This is a genomic window from Candidatus Gillettellia adelgis, from assembly GCA_020541285.1.
GTDB classification, from domain to species: Bacteria; Pseudomonadota; Gammaproteobacteria; order Enterobacterales; family Enterobacteriaceae; genus Gillettellia; species Gillettellia adelgis.
Genome location: CP047043.1, coordinates 512,230 through 530,574, shown reverse-complemented (window position 1 = coordinate 530,574; position 18,345 = coordinate 512,230). Strand labels below are relative to the sequence as shown.

The following is an 18,345-nucleotide window of genomic DNA, read 5'->3' as shown; positions in this document are numbered from 1 at the left end:
CGATACGGAAAGTAACATAATTTCATTTCTCTTTTTACCAATGCATAAATGCCATAATATAAAAAGAAGTTATTATCCCCTATAACAGTGATGTTATTAACTTCTAAAACACTCCGACATGATTAGTAAAATATCTATTTTCATTAAATGTTACATATCACAGTATTGAAAACGTGGCATCATAGCACACTAGAATCCTACAATCAAAACTCGGATTGCTCGCTCAAATATTATATATCCAAAAAATTTATTAACTATCTACAAGATAATATCTTGTCAATTACTGCTAAGTCATAATTAATCGAGTCAATACATGCTGTTATATCTTATAGACTACTTCAGACTTAACAAATAGCTGTACTGCTATAACCGGAACTATAAAAATTATTTAATACTATAATATGCCATCCCAATAAAGAAAGAACCGTAAAAAACACTTGCGTAACCTATATGAACTTATACATAAAGTCATTAAGAATAGCTTTATTTGTTCATTAACAATATATATTCAATATAAGAAATCAACAGGCATACAATTAGCGATTTACCAAAAAGTCCATAATTTAAAAATTAGTAGCAGTTATTTAATTATAACGATATTCAGTTCGCTGGGCCTAAATGATATTGCTAAGATAATTATCTACCATACCATCTGCGAAATAAGGAATCTTATCAATTGCATTACAATCGGGGAAAACCTCTAATAACGCAGATAAGTCATAGCATTCTTGCGGATAAAATTATCATTTTATAGCAAAGGTAATACGCTATGTGGTAGTAATTAATATATAGCTTCACTAATTATTTTTTATAACTACATATCAATTCAATAAACACTAACATAACATATTGAAAAAAACGCATAAGCAATTACCGTCTTCATTCGTCACAGCATCACAATCAGAATATATGTGTCACACTTGCAGTATTAGGCAAATTAGATGATTTACTCACTACAATAGTTGATTATCAGCGACTATGCATTAGTAATCCTATACTGCAGAATTCCATCTATAATTTATCATAAATTTATCATAAAAGATGCTTAAATTGTTTCCGTGCTGTTTATCACCTCATGTCTATTTCCTTAGAACTTGCTATATAACTGGCATAATACAAACACTACATGTAATACTACTCTTTTCTCACTAGAGGTTGGTATGTCGACGAAAATTTTAGCCATAGATACATCAACGGAATCCTGTTCTGTTTCTATTTATAATAACGGCGAAATCCTAGTCTTATCTGAGTTAAATCCACGACAACATACACAACGCATTTTACCTATAGTTCAACAAATTTTATCAGATAGTGGCTTGCTGCTTAACCAGCTTGATGCATTAGCCTTTAGCTGTGGCCCTGGAAATTTCACTGGTGTACGTGTTGGTATGGGTGTTACACAGGGACTAGCGCTAGGTGCGGATTTACCAATGTTAGGCATCTCGACCTTAAAAACCATGGCGCAAGGTGCTTGGCGGGTTAGCCATGCTGAACGGGTACTGGCAGCAATCGAGGCTCGAAAAAACAAAGTTTATTGGGGACAATTCGAGCGTCAACAGCAGGGTCATTGGAATAAAAAAAACGGAGAGATTATGCTTTCATACACTCAAGTATTAGAGTATAGCGATAGCTTGAAAGGCAACTGGGCTTATGTTGGTACCGCTTGGCAACAGTCCTTGTCTTTAGTTAGAAGTTCAACATTAAATCTATATAATGGAGGTATCCTATTGCCTTCTGCAGAAGACATGCTGCCATTAGCATTGCAGGATTGGCAACTAGGTCTAGCAATCGCAGTGGAAAATGCCAAACTAATATATCTACACAACGAAGTCACATGGAAGAAATTACCCGGTCGTACATAGTGACAATGTTATACTATAGACCGATTGAGACAATACAGTATCACACAATCATCTAAAGCATGATAATCTCAAAGAGATTGTGAAAATATTCAGCTAAAGTATACTTAATTTAACAGAAAATGTAAAAAGCAGAGGCGCAATAACTATGCTGCCTGAGTTTTTATTAAATACTTAAGTACATCTGGGAGATCTTTATTATCTTTTAATAAGCGACTAGAATCAGCAAAAATCTAGCTACATGTCATGTAAATATGACGGGTATAGTATCCTACTAAAACGATTTTCTACAATTAGAGAGGTTACCACGGAGAGATATAGAAGAATTCTTAAACATTGTATATAAACTTCAGAGGTAGTCATGATTAAAAAAATCGGTGTACTGACAAGTGGCGGTGATGCGCCAGGTATGAATGCGGCTATCCGTAGTGTGGTGCGTGCTTCACTTTCTGAAGGTTTAGAAGTTTTTAGCATTCACGATGGCTACCTTGGCTTATACAAAAATCGCATGGAGAAATTAAATCGTTATAGTGTGTCTGACCTAATTAACTGTGGTGGTACCTGTCTTGGTTCAGCTCGTTTTCCAAAATTCAGAGATAAAAAAATTCGCGAACAGGCAATTAAAAATCTAAAAAAACGCGGCATTAATGCATTGGTGGTAATTGGTGGCGACGGTTCTTATATGGGTGCTAAACACTTAACGGAAGAAGGTTTTCCTTGTATCGGGCTTCCTGGAACCATCGATAATGATGTAGCTGGTACTGACTACACTATTGGTTATTTTACCGCACTAGAAACCGTAGTAAACGCGATTGACCGCCTACGTGATACTTCGTCGTCGCATCAACGTATTTCTATCGTTGAAGTGATGGGTCGACACTGTGGTGATTTAACATTAGCAGCGGCAATTGCTGGTGGTTGCGAATTTATCGTGCTTCCAGAAGTTGAATTTAATCGGGAAGAATTAATTAGTGAAATAAAAATAGGGATTAGTAACGGCAAAAAACATGCTATCGTAGTGATCACCGAACATATCTGTGATATTAATATATTAGCGCGTCATATTGAACGCGAAACTAAACGCGACACTCGCGCGACCGTACTTGGCCATATTCAGCGGGGCGGAACGCCTGTTGCTTATGATCGTATCCTAGCATCCCGTATGGGCGCATACGCGATTGAACTGCTCTTACAAGGTTACAGTGGTCGCTGCGTAGGTATCCAAAATGAAAAAATGGTACATCATGATATTATCGATGCGATCGAAAATATGCAACGTCCATTTAAACGAGACTGGCTAGAGACAGCGAAAAAATTATATTAATATGCTATCAACCTATAATACTGAAGACACTTTAATAACATGTTAACACTAGCGACATAAATATATATTTATGCTTATGTAAAATACTAATATATTTGATGCATTAAAGTTTTCATTCTTTAGTATATCAATACTATTGTTGATTCCTTCAAAACAATTTTCACACAGTTTTATTATACGTGTTTTATTACAAAATCTTTAATGAAGTACAATAGCGATTGTACTTTTTATTTTATTGCGTTTTTACGCCTGTTTTATATCTGTATCCAGAATCCTAGGGATATAAAGCGTGAACTTCTGCGTGTATCACTATCTTTCGCTTTACTAAAATGCTACACAATCACAAAAACACTATTAACCATGCCAGTGCGCTATCTGGATGATTCAGTAAATAGTGCGTAATTTTGGAAAATAGGCGCTATCTGTAATGCTAATTATATTATGTTCGCTAAATATCATTCTAATTATCATAGTCAAATTCAATGCACTTTTAACGTTCAAAATATGTACATATTCTATTAGTTTTTATACTGTCTAAAAATATTCCTAAGTAACTATCTGCCATATTCTAGCATTGTTTGATGTGTTGAATGAATAGACTTCATTAACAAGGTCAACTTATGATTTACGAGTAGATATTTGAGTGAGCTACATTTTTACAAATATCTGTTGTACTGCTGTGTTTTATTTATTTAGCACGTCATCACTAGTGAGTCAGATATAAACACCCATATGCTACAACTATTTCATTACACTGACAATGATGTAGCGAATACCTTATTCTTTATAAACGCATTACATGTAATTTTCTCATTAATCGACACGATTCTTAAAATAATCAATAAATCTTGAAGTCTATAGTTTTATGGAATAGTTATCTAAAACTGTATTTTTTAGACTATAAGTTAGTAGTCTAAGTAAAGTTGGTAGATTGATATACAGTCGTCCAATAAAAGTGAAACAGTCAGTCGTCGTAAAACACCTCTTACGTATGAGAAAATCAGTATCTTTAATAGTTACCGATAGATTGTACTAATAGTACAGTATTTACTGCTACATTTAATGTTATCACTACTAAATTCATCTATAACCAATGCAATACTTATATAACAGATGCAGCCATGAATCTTAACTCCTTTATATATTGGCTAAGTACACAGTCTCTATTCTAGACAATCAAAATATTACTAAGTTTGCTGTTAGTCATACAAACATTAAATTTAAAACTATTAAGAAAAACTCAATATTCTAATATAGAATATAATTCTAAAATCTGCTCTATTTTTGATATAGAACTCACTTCACAGTTTTATGGATTAATACTCTTATGAGAGAGCAGCATTTAATTGTATCGCTCAATCAAAATTGTAATATATATCATGATATTCCGCGCAAATAGTATTTATTGGCCATCAGACGAATTTTAGATGCATCTTTCAATACACTCCATAAAAGTCTAGAATTTTAGCGGCGGCGGAGACACAAGTATCATATTTAATGTAACCTATATCACTAAGTAATTAAATTACCTGATTAATTAGTTGACGTACTCATAAAAAATTAAATGATTACTAATTGCAAAATACTACCTTATAAATATATATGAGCAGGAAAAGATATTATAATGCTACTCTTCTCTTCCGTCAGTGCGCAATTATATAATTAAGCTACGTCTAGTACAGCAAGATGACTAATGATGACTAATATTAAAACAAATAAATCTTAAACATATTTAGTAATTTTCAATTAATTTCATCCACAAACTGATAAACTAAGCGGTATTCACATTACAACAACATGAAAGATAACTATGAAAGTACTTTAAATCATCCAGAGGATTCTAGAATAGTCTACTTGTTGAAATAGTATATAAAACGAATACATTTCTATGCTACCTGGTCATTTTAGTAGATACTAGAATGTTATTCTATGCTATAGGCATGAACGCGATAATAACTACTAAAATAGTAATGTGATAAAGTTATTTCGCAGAAAAGATAAAAAATAAGTTTTCATGATAGTAAGTAGTTTTTATTGGAGAAAACCGCGTATAACTAGAATATCACAAGATAATATATTACTATTAGCCCTTTTAACAAAATACAATATAAACACCCGACGCATTACAAACCACTCCATAAACCATTAAACTATGTGTTTTATGTTAATTAATTATTGTTATAATGTTTTACAGGTAAACTACCAGTTACGATGTTTTATTTAAAAGACTTTTTTTGGGAGAAAATATGCGATATCCATTAGTTATAGGTAACTGGAAACTTAACGGTAGCACCCGTATGGTCAATGAGTTTATCGCTAGCTTACGTAATGCATTCAGTGATATTCATGGCTGTAATGTTGCTATTGCACCACCGGTAATATATCTAGATCAAGCTAAACATGCACTAAATGGCAGTCGTATCGCTCTAGGTGCACAAAATGTCGACATAAACATGTCTGGTGCTTTCACCGGAGAAATTTCCGCGCATATGCTAAAAGACGTTGGTGTTCAGTACGTTATTATCGGTCACTCTGAGAGTCGTATTTATCATAAAGAAACCGACACAGAGATTGCTAAAAAATTTGCCGTTCTAAAAGCAGCTAGCTTGATACCAATACTGTGCATAGGTGAAACTGAAAAAGAAAACATAGCGGGAAAAACTACAGAAGTTTGCTCTCGTCAGATTAATGCAGTCATTCACGCCCTTGGCGTAGCAGCTATAAAAAATGCTATAATCGCTTATGAACCTATATGGGCTATAGGTACAGGAAAATCTGCTACCCCATTTTATGCTCAAGCAGTACATAAATTTATCCGCAATCATATCGCTAAACACAACACAGTGATCGCGTCTGAAGTCATGATTTGTTACGGTGGTTCTGTAAACGATCAAAATGCCGCTGAGCTATTTTCTCAACCAGATATTAATGGTGCACTAATTGGCAGCGCATCATTAAAGATCGATATTTTTTCTAGGATTGTGAAAACCGCTATAGCAGCTAAAACCCCTTAATTTAACTTTATTCATTTAAAAACCTCGGTTACCAGAGGACTTAGTTGAGGTATAATGAGAGTAAGAGACTGCTAACATAACTCCAATAACTAACTATACATTTACTTCAGTATCCTTACTATAGTGAAAGTTTCTATTTTCTTTGAATAACTGAGTTTTCATAACTAATAAATAAATCTTTCCTACTGTGCTTATATTACATAAGCAGTAATAGTTATATTTTCTCAGAAATCTTCTTTTCCAGGAGTACATATCCATAATACTAAAGATTAAATGTTAATTAATTTACCTCACCCCAGTTACCATCTAATACATATAACTCGAGATGCATAAAATTTATCTCTAAGAATCAACCTTTAACTTATAGAAAATTTTATTATTAGTTCTTGGCTAATTTATTTCTAAAATCTACTGTTTTACAACATACATATTTTAGGCTCTAAAATATGTAATTCGCATAAATAATAATAAAAGACGCAACAACCACTGCTCATTATAGCAGCGTAAACTATAATAAAGAAGCAATCATTTTTTCTAGTTTTTTTTGATCTATGGCAAAATTACGAATGCCATCAATCAACTTTTCAACCGCCATCCGATCCTGATTATGTTGCCAGTAAAATTCAGATTCTGTTAAAATAGCAGGGCGCGCTTTTACTTCACTAGTATCGAACAACTTGCGCTCCAAACCACTATGACTTTCTGATAGTACTTTTAAAAGAGAAGGAGAAATAGTTAGACGATCACAGCCAGCTAATTCAATAATCTCATTCACATTACGAAAGCTAGCCCCCATGACAATGGTATTGTAACGATGTTGTTTATAGTATTGGTATATTTTACGAACAGAGATTACACCCGGATCTTCGTGTGGTAAGAATTCTTTTACATCACTATTTGATTGGTACCAATCGAGGATGCGACCCACAAATGGAGAGATCAGGTAAACACCAGCTTCAGCACAGGCAAGAGCTTGTGCAAAGGAAAATAACAATGTAAGATTGCAGTTAATGCCTTCTTTTTCTAATTTCTCTGCAGCGCGAATACCCTGCCAAGTAGCGGCTAATTTAATTAAAATGCGTCCATTACTAATACCGGCATCATTGTATAATTTTATTAGACGTTTTGCCTTATTTATACTGCCCGCAATGTTGTACGATAAATGCGCATCTACTTCTGTAGATACACGACCTGGAATTAACTTAAGGATCGCTACACCAATATTTATTGCCAACTTATCAGTAGCATCGACAATTTGTTGATCGCGCATACTACTTTGTTCGCGCGCCCAGGTAATAGCGTCATCAATTAGTGGGCGATATTCGGGGATTTTAGCTGCGTTAAGAACTAGCGATGGGTTAGTAGTAGCGTCTTGCGGTTGATATAGTTTTATTTCCTCAATATCACCCGTATCTGCAACGACTACACTCAATTTGCGCAACAGAGTTAACTTATCAGTCATCTTGATATTATCTCATAATTTATACGTAGATTTTAGCATGATTCAACTATACTATCCATATAACAATAACATACGAAAAGCTTAAAACAAAGCTAAAAGAGTCAACTAATACAGTTATGTATTTTAGACATCTACTAAAACAATAAATTTTGTCTAGGAAAGCATATACTAATGAGCGTTTATCTCTTTTTTTTTATTATAAAATTAATGTGTAGATTTATAACTCATGATTATGCAAGTGATTCTATTCCCTATCAAAGCATTTAACAACAGAACTTTTCCAGCAGAAAAACTATGTGTCCACAAAACTACTTGATACACGGTAGATAACTATAAAAATTTATCGGATATCAATATCAGTAAAAATCTTCAGTCTAATAGATCTAATTATAAAGCTAATTCAAGTGACTACGTATACTGTATTGTCTATTCATCTAAAATACATTCTGCACATCCTTAATGAAGCCACTAGTGTTTAAGTAAACTATCTGCATCAATCTATGTGCGAACAGCTCTAATAAAGGTATTTTTTTTCTTAGAATTTTGCTTGCACATGTTGTTAACCTGTGCAGGATAGCAGATCCACATCATATAATGTTGTGTAGTTAGCGAAATATAACTATTACATTACTAACCATCAAACGCCAAGCATTCAACGGCTTTAAAACTAAAAATCGCTAATAATCTGAATCAGACACTAAAATTAGTGATTATTGTACTTGTCAAGCTAGTTGACCTACATATTTTAAGCGAACAAACTTAATTACGTTATATCGCTGAATAATCAAGAAAGTATTTTAATGTACAAATACCTCCAAAAATCTATAACACCATATGTTATACAGACATAAGATATAATAGAGTCGTTTATTATAAAATTTCACGCCATATGATGTAATTCTTTTCGCATACTAACAATTCTATATACTGAATGGAAAAAGGCATCAATAATATATTGAGCATTAATTTTTTATTATATTAATAAAAACTTATGGCGATATATAATGTAAATTATATAGCTGAGGGAGTACGATAGTTTCTAGGAAAAATAAAAACTAATCAATCACTTAAGAAAGAAAGCAAATGACGTATATACAATAAATAGTTTAATGCATATTAAATTATTCTATAAGGGGTTTATTTACTTCTGAGATCAGAAATAGTGATCGTGATACTATTTCACGACAAATTTTACGCTTCTGCAACGCAGAGCAATACTTTAAAAAAACGAAATATCAAACTAAAAGTATTACTATATTTTGATATTAAACTCACTATATAATTGTAGCAATACATAAACTTAAAGGACACAATTTAAATTGTAGCACAGACTATATTTTAAAACATTTTTTTAGTAACCGTTAACCGTAATATTATTCAGACTATTAACCAAATTGTTTGGTTAAAATTAACATATTCTAACGCAAAAATTTTAAAGCAGTAGTAATAATATAGAAAGATCATATCTATCGTAATACATATCTATACAGTTAGAATAAACATGAGTTAATGGATGAGTTAATGAGTAAAAATTTATGAATCATTAATTGTCAGATTATATATAAAAATATAAAAAACAATAAACATGTTAAAATCTAGTATCTTCTCCATCTACAGATGACAATGACAACGATCAATTACTTCCAATCTATTCATATAGCTGATATGTAAATAAATAAGTTATTGACCAAACTGATAGGATAGCATTGTTATAAATGCATTGACGAATCAATGCAGTATGCTAAACAATATTACGCACACTAGACGAAATGCTAATGATAAAAGATTTTAAATAGGATGAAAATTTAAGGATAGTTTTTCGGTATGACGTTATACGTGACCAAGACCGATATATCGGCTGACAACATTAGCAGATGCTGTATACTTGTATAGTATAAGACAAGAAAGTATCGATCGGCGTTATAATAGCACTATGGACGATTCTGCAAAACGATAACAGACACAACATCTGTTGCCATTAGACTTAGAGACTTTGTCTAAATCGGAATCAACTACAAACCGCTATATAATATCGGCACTCTAGCACCGATAGGTTTTATAAGTATAATGCAGACTTAACAACACGCATTCGTATTACTATTCTCACAAGTAGTAAAGTAATGGGGGGCAGCTAATGAATGTTAGCTATTATGCTTAAAATGTTTTAAAACATAATTATATACCTAGATAAAAGTACAGAAAGTAAAGGTATTGCTTAGCGCTGACCGCATTTTAAGATAATGAATATATACAGATAATCATTGCAAATGATTAATTTATCGCAGAACCAACTCATGCTATACTAATTATTCGAATAATTTAAACAGATACGAGTAAAGCAATTAATCGATCGACAACCAGTGCGAACATAAAGTCTTGTCAAATACACGCTAACATTATAAGTACAGTTCATTGATACCCTGAGCTCATACCCGTACGTGACTGAAGTGAAAGAAGATCTACAGCACATATAAATTAAAAAATTTTAGTATAAACATCTAAAATCTGCTAATAGCTATCAGGAATGAGCAAATATACTATGCAATGTCATAGTTCTGAAATCAGACAACACTAAAATGACGATGCTAGTGTATTCGCGCATGACTGCATAATCAACAGATTAGCAGATCGTTTTCTGCGATCAAAAATCAGAGAAACACAGGAAAATACTTATGAAACGCATATTTATTATGGTATTAGATTCATTTGGCATCGGCTCTAGTGCTGATGCCAAACGTTTTGGCGATCAAGGTGCAGACACTCTGGGACATATTGCAGAAGCTTGTGCTAACGGCAAAGCCAATATTGGCCGAGAAGGACCACTAACATTGCCTAACTTGAACAGCCTTGGTTTAGGCGCAGCGGCTAAAGCCTCTACGGGTACATTCCCACAAGGACTAGATAACAATGCGAATATCATTGGCGCTTATGCTTATGCAAGTGAACTATCTTCTGGAAAAGATACCCCATCAGGTCACTGGGAAATTACAGGCGTTCCTGTGCTATTTGAGTGGGGTTATTTTAAAAAGTTAAATAATAGTTTTCCACAAACACTACTGAATACATTAGTTAAACGTGCTAATTTATCGGGATATTTAGGAAATTGTCACGCTTCTGGCACAGCCATTCTTGATCGATTAGGGGTAGAACACATAAAAACTAGAAAACCAATTTTTTATACTTCAGTCGACTCAGTGTTCCAAATCGCTTGCCATGAGAAAACTTTTGGCCTAAGTCGCCTATATTCGCTGTGCGACATTGCTCGTGAAGCGCTTAACATAGGCGGTTACAATATTGGTCGCGTTATAGCACGTCCATTTATAGGTAATAAACCAGGGGAATTCCAACGTACCGGTAATCGTCATGATGTATCTGTTGAACCACCAGCGGCTACGGTGCTAAAAAAATTAGTTGATGAAAAAGGAGGTACAGTGGTGTCGATTGGTAAAATTGCTGACATCTATGCTAATTCGATGATCACTAAAAAGGTCAAAGCTACTGGTATTAATGCCCTGTTTGATGCCACTTTAATTGAAATAGAACACGCTGGTCACAACACTATAGTTTTTACTAATTTTGTTGATTTTGACTCCTCATATGGTCACCGCCGTGATGTAGCTGGTTATGCTACCGCACTTGAGCTGTTTGACCGCCGTCTGCCAGAGCTATTACAACGAATCAATGGTGATGATATCATCATATTTACGGCGGACCACGGTTGTGACCCAACCTGGCATGGAACTGACCATACCCGAGAACATATTCCAGTGTTAATTTATGGCCAGAAAGTGACACCAGGTTTTCTTGGTCATCGTGAAACTTTCGCCGACATTGGCCAAACTGTTGCCAGCTACTTTGGCATATCACCAATGGATTATGGTAAATCTATGTTATAGACTGCATCCTTCAGAACTACATACACTTAATTTTAACATACAGTTGACAGACTTATATATTTAAAAAAATTTTAATATTACTTAAGGAATCACTACTATGGCTACACCGCACATTAATGCTGAAATAGGGGATTTCGCTGACGTAATCTTGATGTCAGGCGATCCATTTCGCGCCAAATATATCGCTCAAACCTTCCTGAAAGACGCGGTAGAAATTAGTAATATACGCGGAATGCTCGGCTTTAGTGGCACCTATAAAGGTATTCGTATATCAGTAATGGGCCATGGTATGGGCATTCCATCGTGCTCGATTTATGCACGTGAATTGATCGTCGAATTCGGCGTCAAAAAGATTATCCGTGTTGGATCTTGCGGTGCGGTACGCGATGACGTAAAACTCCGCGATGTCTTGATTGGTTTGGGGGCCTGCACGGATTCTAAAGTAAATCGTCTACGTTTTAAGGATCATGATTATGCCGCCATTGCTACATTCGATATGGTACGCGACGCAGTAGATGCTGCTAAGGAGCAAGGGATACCTGTACAGGTAGGTAATCTTTTTTCCTCGGATCTATTTTATAACCAGGATCTAGATATGTTTCGAGTGATGAAAAAATACGGTATTTTAGGTGTAGAAATGGAAGCAGCTGGAATTTACGGCGTTGTCGCGGAACTACACGAAGAATTCGGTTGTAAGGCATTAACCATCTGTACGGTGTCTGATCACATTCTGCGTCACGAAATGCTCACCGCAAGTGAGCGTCAAACTTCCTTTCAGGAGATGATTCTAATCGCCTTAGAATCAATACGACTAAGTGAAAAACACTAATTATTTAGCGGGCTAAACTATGCTCGCTAGTAAACCACGATCTACCTAGCAATAATTAATATTCTACCAGTTTAACTGTACGTCAATTGTTTACTAGTATCTGATCTTAAAATTTACTATTTTGTCTTCTTCTCAGCACCTTAACGCTACCGCGAATGATGTGATATACTTGATCTTTTATTGGATAACGCTATTAAATTACTACATACAAATTGCATGCACTACTAATAGAAAAATAAAACTGGATTTTTATATCTCCTGTGAATTCTGCGATAGTAAAATATAATTTATACAATTATTTTTTCTAAATATTGACTGTTAGCTTAGATTATTAGGTTATTGAATCTTATATAACATTCTTATGTATCAGTGCATCAATAAATGCAAAAGTAATATAGTATTAAAGCATAGAATAAAATTCTAACAACCATTGATCTAAATAGAATATAGTAAGAATAACTTATATATATTTAATAATGGACCTGTCGCTCATGACTACGCTACTATTGGCGTGGTCAACATATGATAATATCTATTAATTAACCCTTTTCGCATTAATTCAACCTGTACTATACACTACTCTTTCAGGGACACATCTTTGATATACCGTGTAAATACTAAAACTATAATACTATAGTCTTTATAAGACAGCTCGTATAATTTATTAGACGTTAAAATTTAATTATAGCACGATAGTTTAAAACACTATAATCATACATATTATAGTGAATTATGTCTTATTCCACATCAGAATAACGTTGAGAGCCTATCTCTAGCATCTCTTGTATCCCTTTTGAAATGCTTAAAAATCGATCGCATCATACGATTATCCTGGTCGTTATATTATTTGACTTATACTTAGATATTCTTCAATTATGTCATAATTCCAGGCAGTGTTTTTAGCTAGTACAGAAGTTTTTATTCACTATAGGTGATGTTTTATTCTAAAACTCTCGAAAGCCCCATATTTATATGATAATCTTTGCTATTTATTTCACGTCTAATGTAATCAATATTTTACACTCCTGTCATGTAGCTTTCTAAATTTAGAGTCGTGTTAAACAAGTCAGTCACTCCTTCATCTAGATATTAATAACGTTATTATATTAGCGATGATTACGCTCTATAATCAAATTTTTACGATAGAAAAGATACGAGATTTTATCGTGTTTATTATCTTTAAATGTTAATATACCAAGCATCAACGAGTAATTTTTAGCGATTTTATCATCGCATCACATGCATAGTCCATTGCTACTTTGTAATGGTGCTATAATAGCAGCGTAGTTTTTATATTTACACAGCCAGTGCGCGACCCGTATAACTTGCTTTTCCTAGCATGCATTGAGTGATGCACTGAGCATTAAATGCATCACTATGGCAATATCATTAACAATAGTATCTATTATTAATACTGAAGATCTACGCCTGTAACATACTTATGATTGTACGCTCAATATATCAATGAATTATAAAATTAACGCGTCCGATATTAAAAATATCAGATTGTTAGAATATTATTCGAATATCTTAACAAGTCATATGCACTGTTTATAGCTATACACATCATCTTTTAAGTATAAACGGTAGGCTGTAGCTATGCTTACCAGATTTGTTACGACATAGTTATTGATCCGGCAACTGATAGCTATATGATTAACATAAACCACCCAAGAGCGGTTTATGTAATTATACATAAATGTAATACTTACTCGTTATTGCTATTGACTAAACTACCTGCATTAAGTAATTCCGCTAGGTTAGCAGTGGCTTCTTCTGCGCTGACGACCTGCGGAACCACCCCTACTAATGCATCTTGCACACGACGACGTACACGATCCTTATGATATGCATAACCTGTACCAGCTGGAATTAATCTACCTACAATAACATTCTCTTTCAAACCACGTAATTCATCACGCTTTCCAGCAACAGCTGCTTCAGTTAAAACACGTGTTGTTTCCTGAAATGATGCTGCAGAGATGAAGGATTCAGTCGCCAAGGAAGCCTTTGTGATACCTAGTAATTCACGTAAGAAAGTTGTTGTAATCTTACCGTCAGCTTGAAGCTGACGATTAGCAATCTTAACACGTGATACTTCAGCTTGTTCACCCTCTAGGAATTCAGTCCCTACAGGACGGACAATAATACCTTTTCGCAGCATCTGACGCACGATCACTTCAATATGCTTGTCGTTAATCTTAACGCCTTGCAAGCGATAAACTTCTTGTACTTCGTTAGTAATATAGCGTGTTACCGCATTTACACCACGCAAACGTAAAATATCATGTGGAGACTCTGGGCCGTCGGACACAACGTCACCACGTTCTACAACCTCGCCTTCAAATACGTTAAGCTGACGCCATTTCGGGATCATTTCTTCATAAGCGTCACTACCGTCCAGTGGAGAGATTACTAAACGACGTTTACCTTTAGTTTCTTTTCCAAATGAAATAACCCCACTAATTTCAGCTAGGATCGCCGGATCTTTAGGGCGACGTGCTTCAAACAAATCTGCAACTCGTGGTAAACCACCGGTAATGTCTTTAGTGCCGACTGATTCTTGAGGAATACGAGCCAAAGTGTCACCAGCACTAATCTGAATACCGTCTTCTAGTTGTACGATAGATTTACCTGGTAAACAGTATTGAGCAGGCATATCCGTACCTGGAATCAACACGTCTTCGTCGGCGTGATTAATAATTTTTAGCGCTGGACGCAAATCTTTACCACTACCAGTGCGCTCTGCGCTATCTAATACCACTAAAGAAGACAAACCAGTTAGTTCATCAGTTTGACGAGTAATAGTCTGGCCGTCAACAATATCAGAAAAACGAACAAAACCGCTTACTTCACTGATCACCGGCATAGTATGCGGATCCCAATTAGCTACTGTTTCACCGCCATTTACTTGTGCACCTTCACCTTTTCCCATGACAGCACCATACGGTACTTTATAGCTTTCTTTTGTACGACCAAATTCATCAATTAGTTTCAACTCAGTGTTACGAGAAGTAATTACTAACTTACCGGCTGCGTTTATAACAAATTTAATATTCTTGAGTTTAAGACTACCTTTGTTTTTAACTTGAATACTGGATTCTGCGGCTGCACGTGATGCTGCACCACCTATATGAAACGTACGCATTGTTAGCTGGGTGCCAGGTTCACCAATAGATTGTGCTGCAATAACGCCAATAGCTTCGCCCTTATTAATAATATGACCACGCGCTAAATCACGACCATAACAATGAGCACAGACACCAAAGTCAGTTTCACAACTCACTACTGAGCGCACTTTAACGCTATCGACAGAGTTCTTTTCCAGCAAGTCACAAGTCTTTTCATTTAATAATGTATTGCGTATCACTAAAATATCCAGTGTACCCGGCTTAATAATATCTTCCGCTGTTACACGACCTAAAACACGTTCTCTAAGTGGTTCCTTGACATCACCACCTTCAATTACTGGTGTCATAAGAACACCATTGTTAGTATTGCAGTCGTCTTCAGTAACCACTAGGTCTTGTGCAACGTCTACTAGGCGACGAGTTAAATAACCTGAGTTAGCGGTTTTTAGTGCGGTATCCGCCAAGCCTTTACGTGCACCATGTGTTGAAATAAAGTACTGGAGCACATTCAAACCTTCACGAAAGTTAGCTGTAATTGGGGTTTCAATAATCGAGCCATCTGGTTTTGCCATTAAACCACGCATACCAGCTAACTGACGGATTTGAGCAGCAGAACCACGGGCACCTGAATCAGCCATCATAAAAATACTGTTGAAAGAAACTTGTTTTTCTACTACACCGTTACGGTTAATAACTTCTTCGGCAGATAAGTTTTCCATCATTGCTTTGGCCACACGCTCATTTGCCGCTGCCCAAATATCAATTACTTTGTTGTAACGTTCACCGGCAGTCACTAGACCGGATTGAAATTGCTTCTGAATTTCAGCAACTTCAGTTTCTGCTTCTTCAATAATCTCCGCTTTCTTGACTGGGATAACCATATCGTCAATACCCACTGACGCACCAGAACGAGCCGCATAAGCAAAACCAGTATACATAATCTGATCAGCAAAAATCACAGTTGGCTTTAAGCCTAAAATACGGTAACAGGTGTTCAACATCTTAGAGATCGCCTTTTTACCTAGAGGCTGATTAACCATTGAATATGGTAGGCCTTTTGGAACAATCATCCAAAGTATAGCTCGACCAATCGTGGTATTCACAATATTAGTTTGTATTTTCCACTGGCCTTCAGTCGTTTTGATCTCTTCAGTAATACGCACTTTAACCCGTGCATGTAGTGCTGCTACACCAGATCGGTAAACACGCTCAGCTTCTTTTGAATTACTTAGCACCATGCCTTCACCTTTAGCATTAATGCAATCTCGGGTCATATAGTATAAACCTAATACCACGTCCTGTGAAGGCACAATGATTGGCTCACCATTCGCTGGTGATAAGATGTTGTTGGTAGACATCATTAACGAGCGCGCTTCTAATTGAGCTTCTAGCGTTAGTGGTACATGCACAGCCATCTGATCTCCATCAAAGTCTGCATTATATGCCGCACAAACTAATGGGTGCAGCTGAATTGCTTTGCCTTCAATTAAAACTGGCTCAAATGCCTGGATCCCTAACCTATGCAAGGTGGGTGCACGATTCAGCAATACTGGGTGTTCTCGGATCACGTCATCCAGAATGTCCCAAACGACGGCTTCTTCACGCTCGACTATTTTTTTAGCTGCTTTGATAGTAGTGGCTAGGCCACGTACCTCGAGCTTGCCGTAAATGAATGGTTTAAATAGTTCCAGTGCCATTTTTTTTGGCAGTCCACATTGATGTAGACGTAGGTATGGTCCAACGGTGATAACAGACCGCCCGGAGTAGTCAACTCGTTTGCCTAATAAATTCTGACGAAAACGACCTTGTTTTCCTTTAATCATATCAGCTAAAGATTTTAAAGGACGTTTATTAGAACCAGTAATTGCACGACCACGGCGCCCGTTATCTAACAGAGCATCCACCGCTTCTTGCAGCATACGCTTTTCGTTGCGAACAATAATATCAGGTGCAGCTAAGTCAAGAAGGCGTTTTAAACGATTATTTCTGTTAATCACGCGACGATATAGATCATTTAAATCCGATGTTGCAAAACGACCACCATCTAGTGGAACTAATGGCCTTAAATCTGGCGGCAATACCGGTAGTACCGTCAGGATCATCCACTCCGGTTGGTTCTTAGACTGCACGAAAGATTCTAACAGTTTGATGCGCTTAGTGAGCTTTTTTCGCTTAGTTTCAGAATTAGTGTTGTTAAGCTCTTCACGCAAAAACTCGCACTCATCTTCCAGCTCTATATTTTTCAATAGTGTCTGAATCGCCTCTGCGCCCATTCTAGCGTCAAACTCATCACCAAACTCTTCTAGTGCATCTAGATATTGCTCTTCGGTTAAGATCTGACGGCGCTCAAGGTTAGTCATACCACCTTCAATAACCACGTAGGATTCAAAGTATAGTACGCGTTCAATATCACGTAACGGCATATCCAGTAGCAACCCGATACGCGAAGGCAATGATTTTAAAAACCAGATATGCGCCGTTGGCGAAGCTAACTCAATATGGCCCATTCGCTCACGGCGAACTTTAGTTTGGGTTACTTCAACACCGCACTTTTCGCAGATAACACCACGGTGTTTTAACCGCTTATACTTACCACATAAGCATTCGTAGTCTTTTACTGGTCCAAAAATACGAGCACAGAACAAACCGTCACGTTCAGGTTTAAACGTACGATAATTAATAGTTTCCGGTTTTTTCACTTCACCGAACGACCATGAACGAATTATATCTGGCGAAGCCAAAGAAATCTTGATTGCATCAAACTCTTCGATTTTAGTTTGTGCTTTTAAAAATTTTAATAAGTCTTTCACAGATTGGCTCCTGTCGTCGT

General features: G+C 35.7%; 7 protein-coding genes. 5 read left to right on the top strand and 2 right to left on the bottom strand.

The window, feature by feature from the left end:
• Positions 1-1,160: 1,160 nt before the first annotated feature.
• The 3 genes from tsaB (at position 1,161) to tpiA (ending at position 6,197) form a co-directional block, all read left to right on the top strand.
• On the top strand, positions 1,161-1,862 hold the full coding sequence (gene tsaB / locus GIY03_RS01100) for a tRNA (adenosine(37)-N6)-threonylcarbamoyltransferase complex dimerization subunit type 1 TsaB (RefSeq protein ID WP_457913874.1): 702 nt from the start codon (positions 1,161-1,163) through the stop codon (positions 1,860-1,862).
• Between the two features lie 358 nt (positions 1,863-2,220).
• Positions 2,221-3,183 (top strand): 6-phosphofructokinase, encoded by a 963-nt coding sequence (gene pfkA / locus GIY03_RS01095; RefSeq protein ID WP_457913873.1) that lies wholly within the window; start codon positions 2,221-2,223, stop codon positions 3,181-3,183.
• Positions 3,184-5,429: 2,246 nt separating this feature from the next.
• On the top strand, positions 5,430-6,197 hold the full coding sequence (gene tpiA / locus GIY03_RS01090) for a triose-phosphate isomerase (protein WP_457913872.1): 768 nt from the start codon (positions 5,430-5,432) through the stop codon (positions 6,195-6,197).
• Between the two features lie 508 nt (positions 6,198-6,705).
• Here tpiA and tal read toward each other — a convergent pair.
• Positions 6,706-7,659 (bottom strand): transaldolase, encoded by a 954-nt coding sequence (gene tal, locus GIY03_RS01085; RefSeq protein WP_457913871.1) that lies wholly within the window; start codon positions 7,657-7,659, stop codon positions 6,706-6,708.
• A 2,672-nt stretch (positions 7,660-10,331) separates the two neighbouring features.
• Here tal and deoB point away from each other — a divergent pair.
• Entirely contained in the window at positions 10,332-11,555 is a 1,224-nt protein-coding gene (gene deoB / locus GIY03_RS01080; protein WP_457913870.1) for a phosphopentomutase, read from the top strand.
• Positions 11,556-11,652: 97 nt separating this feature from the next.
• The gene (gene deoD, locus GIY03_RS01075) at positions 11,653-12,384 is read left to right on the top strand and encodes a purine-nucleoside phosphorylase (RefSeq protein WP_457913869.1); all 732 of its coding nucleotides are present in this window, start codon (positions 11,653-11,655) and stop codon (positions 12,382-12,384) included.
• A gap of 1,708 nt (positions 12,385-14,092) precedes the next feature.
• Here deoD and rpoC read toward each other — a convergent pair.
• Positions 14,093-18,325 carry a DNA-directed RNA polymerase subunit beta' gene (gene rpoC, locus GIY03_RS01070; RefSeq protein ID WP_457913868.1) on the bottom strand — a complete coding sequence of 1,411 codons (4,233 nt, stop codon included), beginning with the start codon at positions 18,323-18,325 and terminating at the stop codon, positions 14,093-14,095.
• Between the last annotated feature and the right edge of the window lie 20 nt (positions 18,326-18,345).

Bases quoted from the DNA above. Each gene is read 5' to 3' on its own strand.
- tal (WP_457913871.1), bottom strand. From the start codon at position 7,659: ATGACTGATAAGTTAACTCTGTTGCGCAAATTGAGTGTAGTCGTTGCA.
- deoB (WP_457913870.1), top strand. From the start codon at position 10,332: ATGAAACGCATATTTATTATGGTATTAGATTCATTTGGCATCGGCTCT.
- pfkA (WP_457913873.1), top strand. From the start codon at position 2,221: ATGATTAAAAAAATCGGTGTACTGACAAGTGGCGGTGATGCGCCAGGT.
- tpiA (WP_457913872.1), top strand. From the start codon at position 5,430: ATGCGATATCCATTAGTTATAGGTAACTGGAAACTTAACGGTAGCACC.
- deoD (WP_457913869.1), top strand. From the start codon at position 11,653: ATGGCTACACCGCACATTAATGCTGAAATAGGGGATTTCGCTGACGTA.
- tsaB (WP_457913874.1), top strand. From the start codon at position 1,161: ATGTCGACGAAAATTTTAGCCATAGATACATCAACGGAATCCTGTTCT.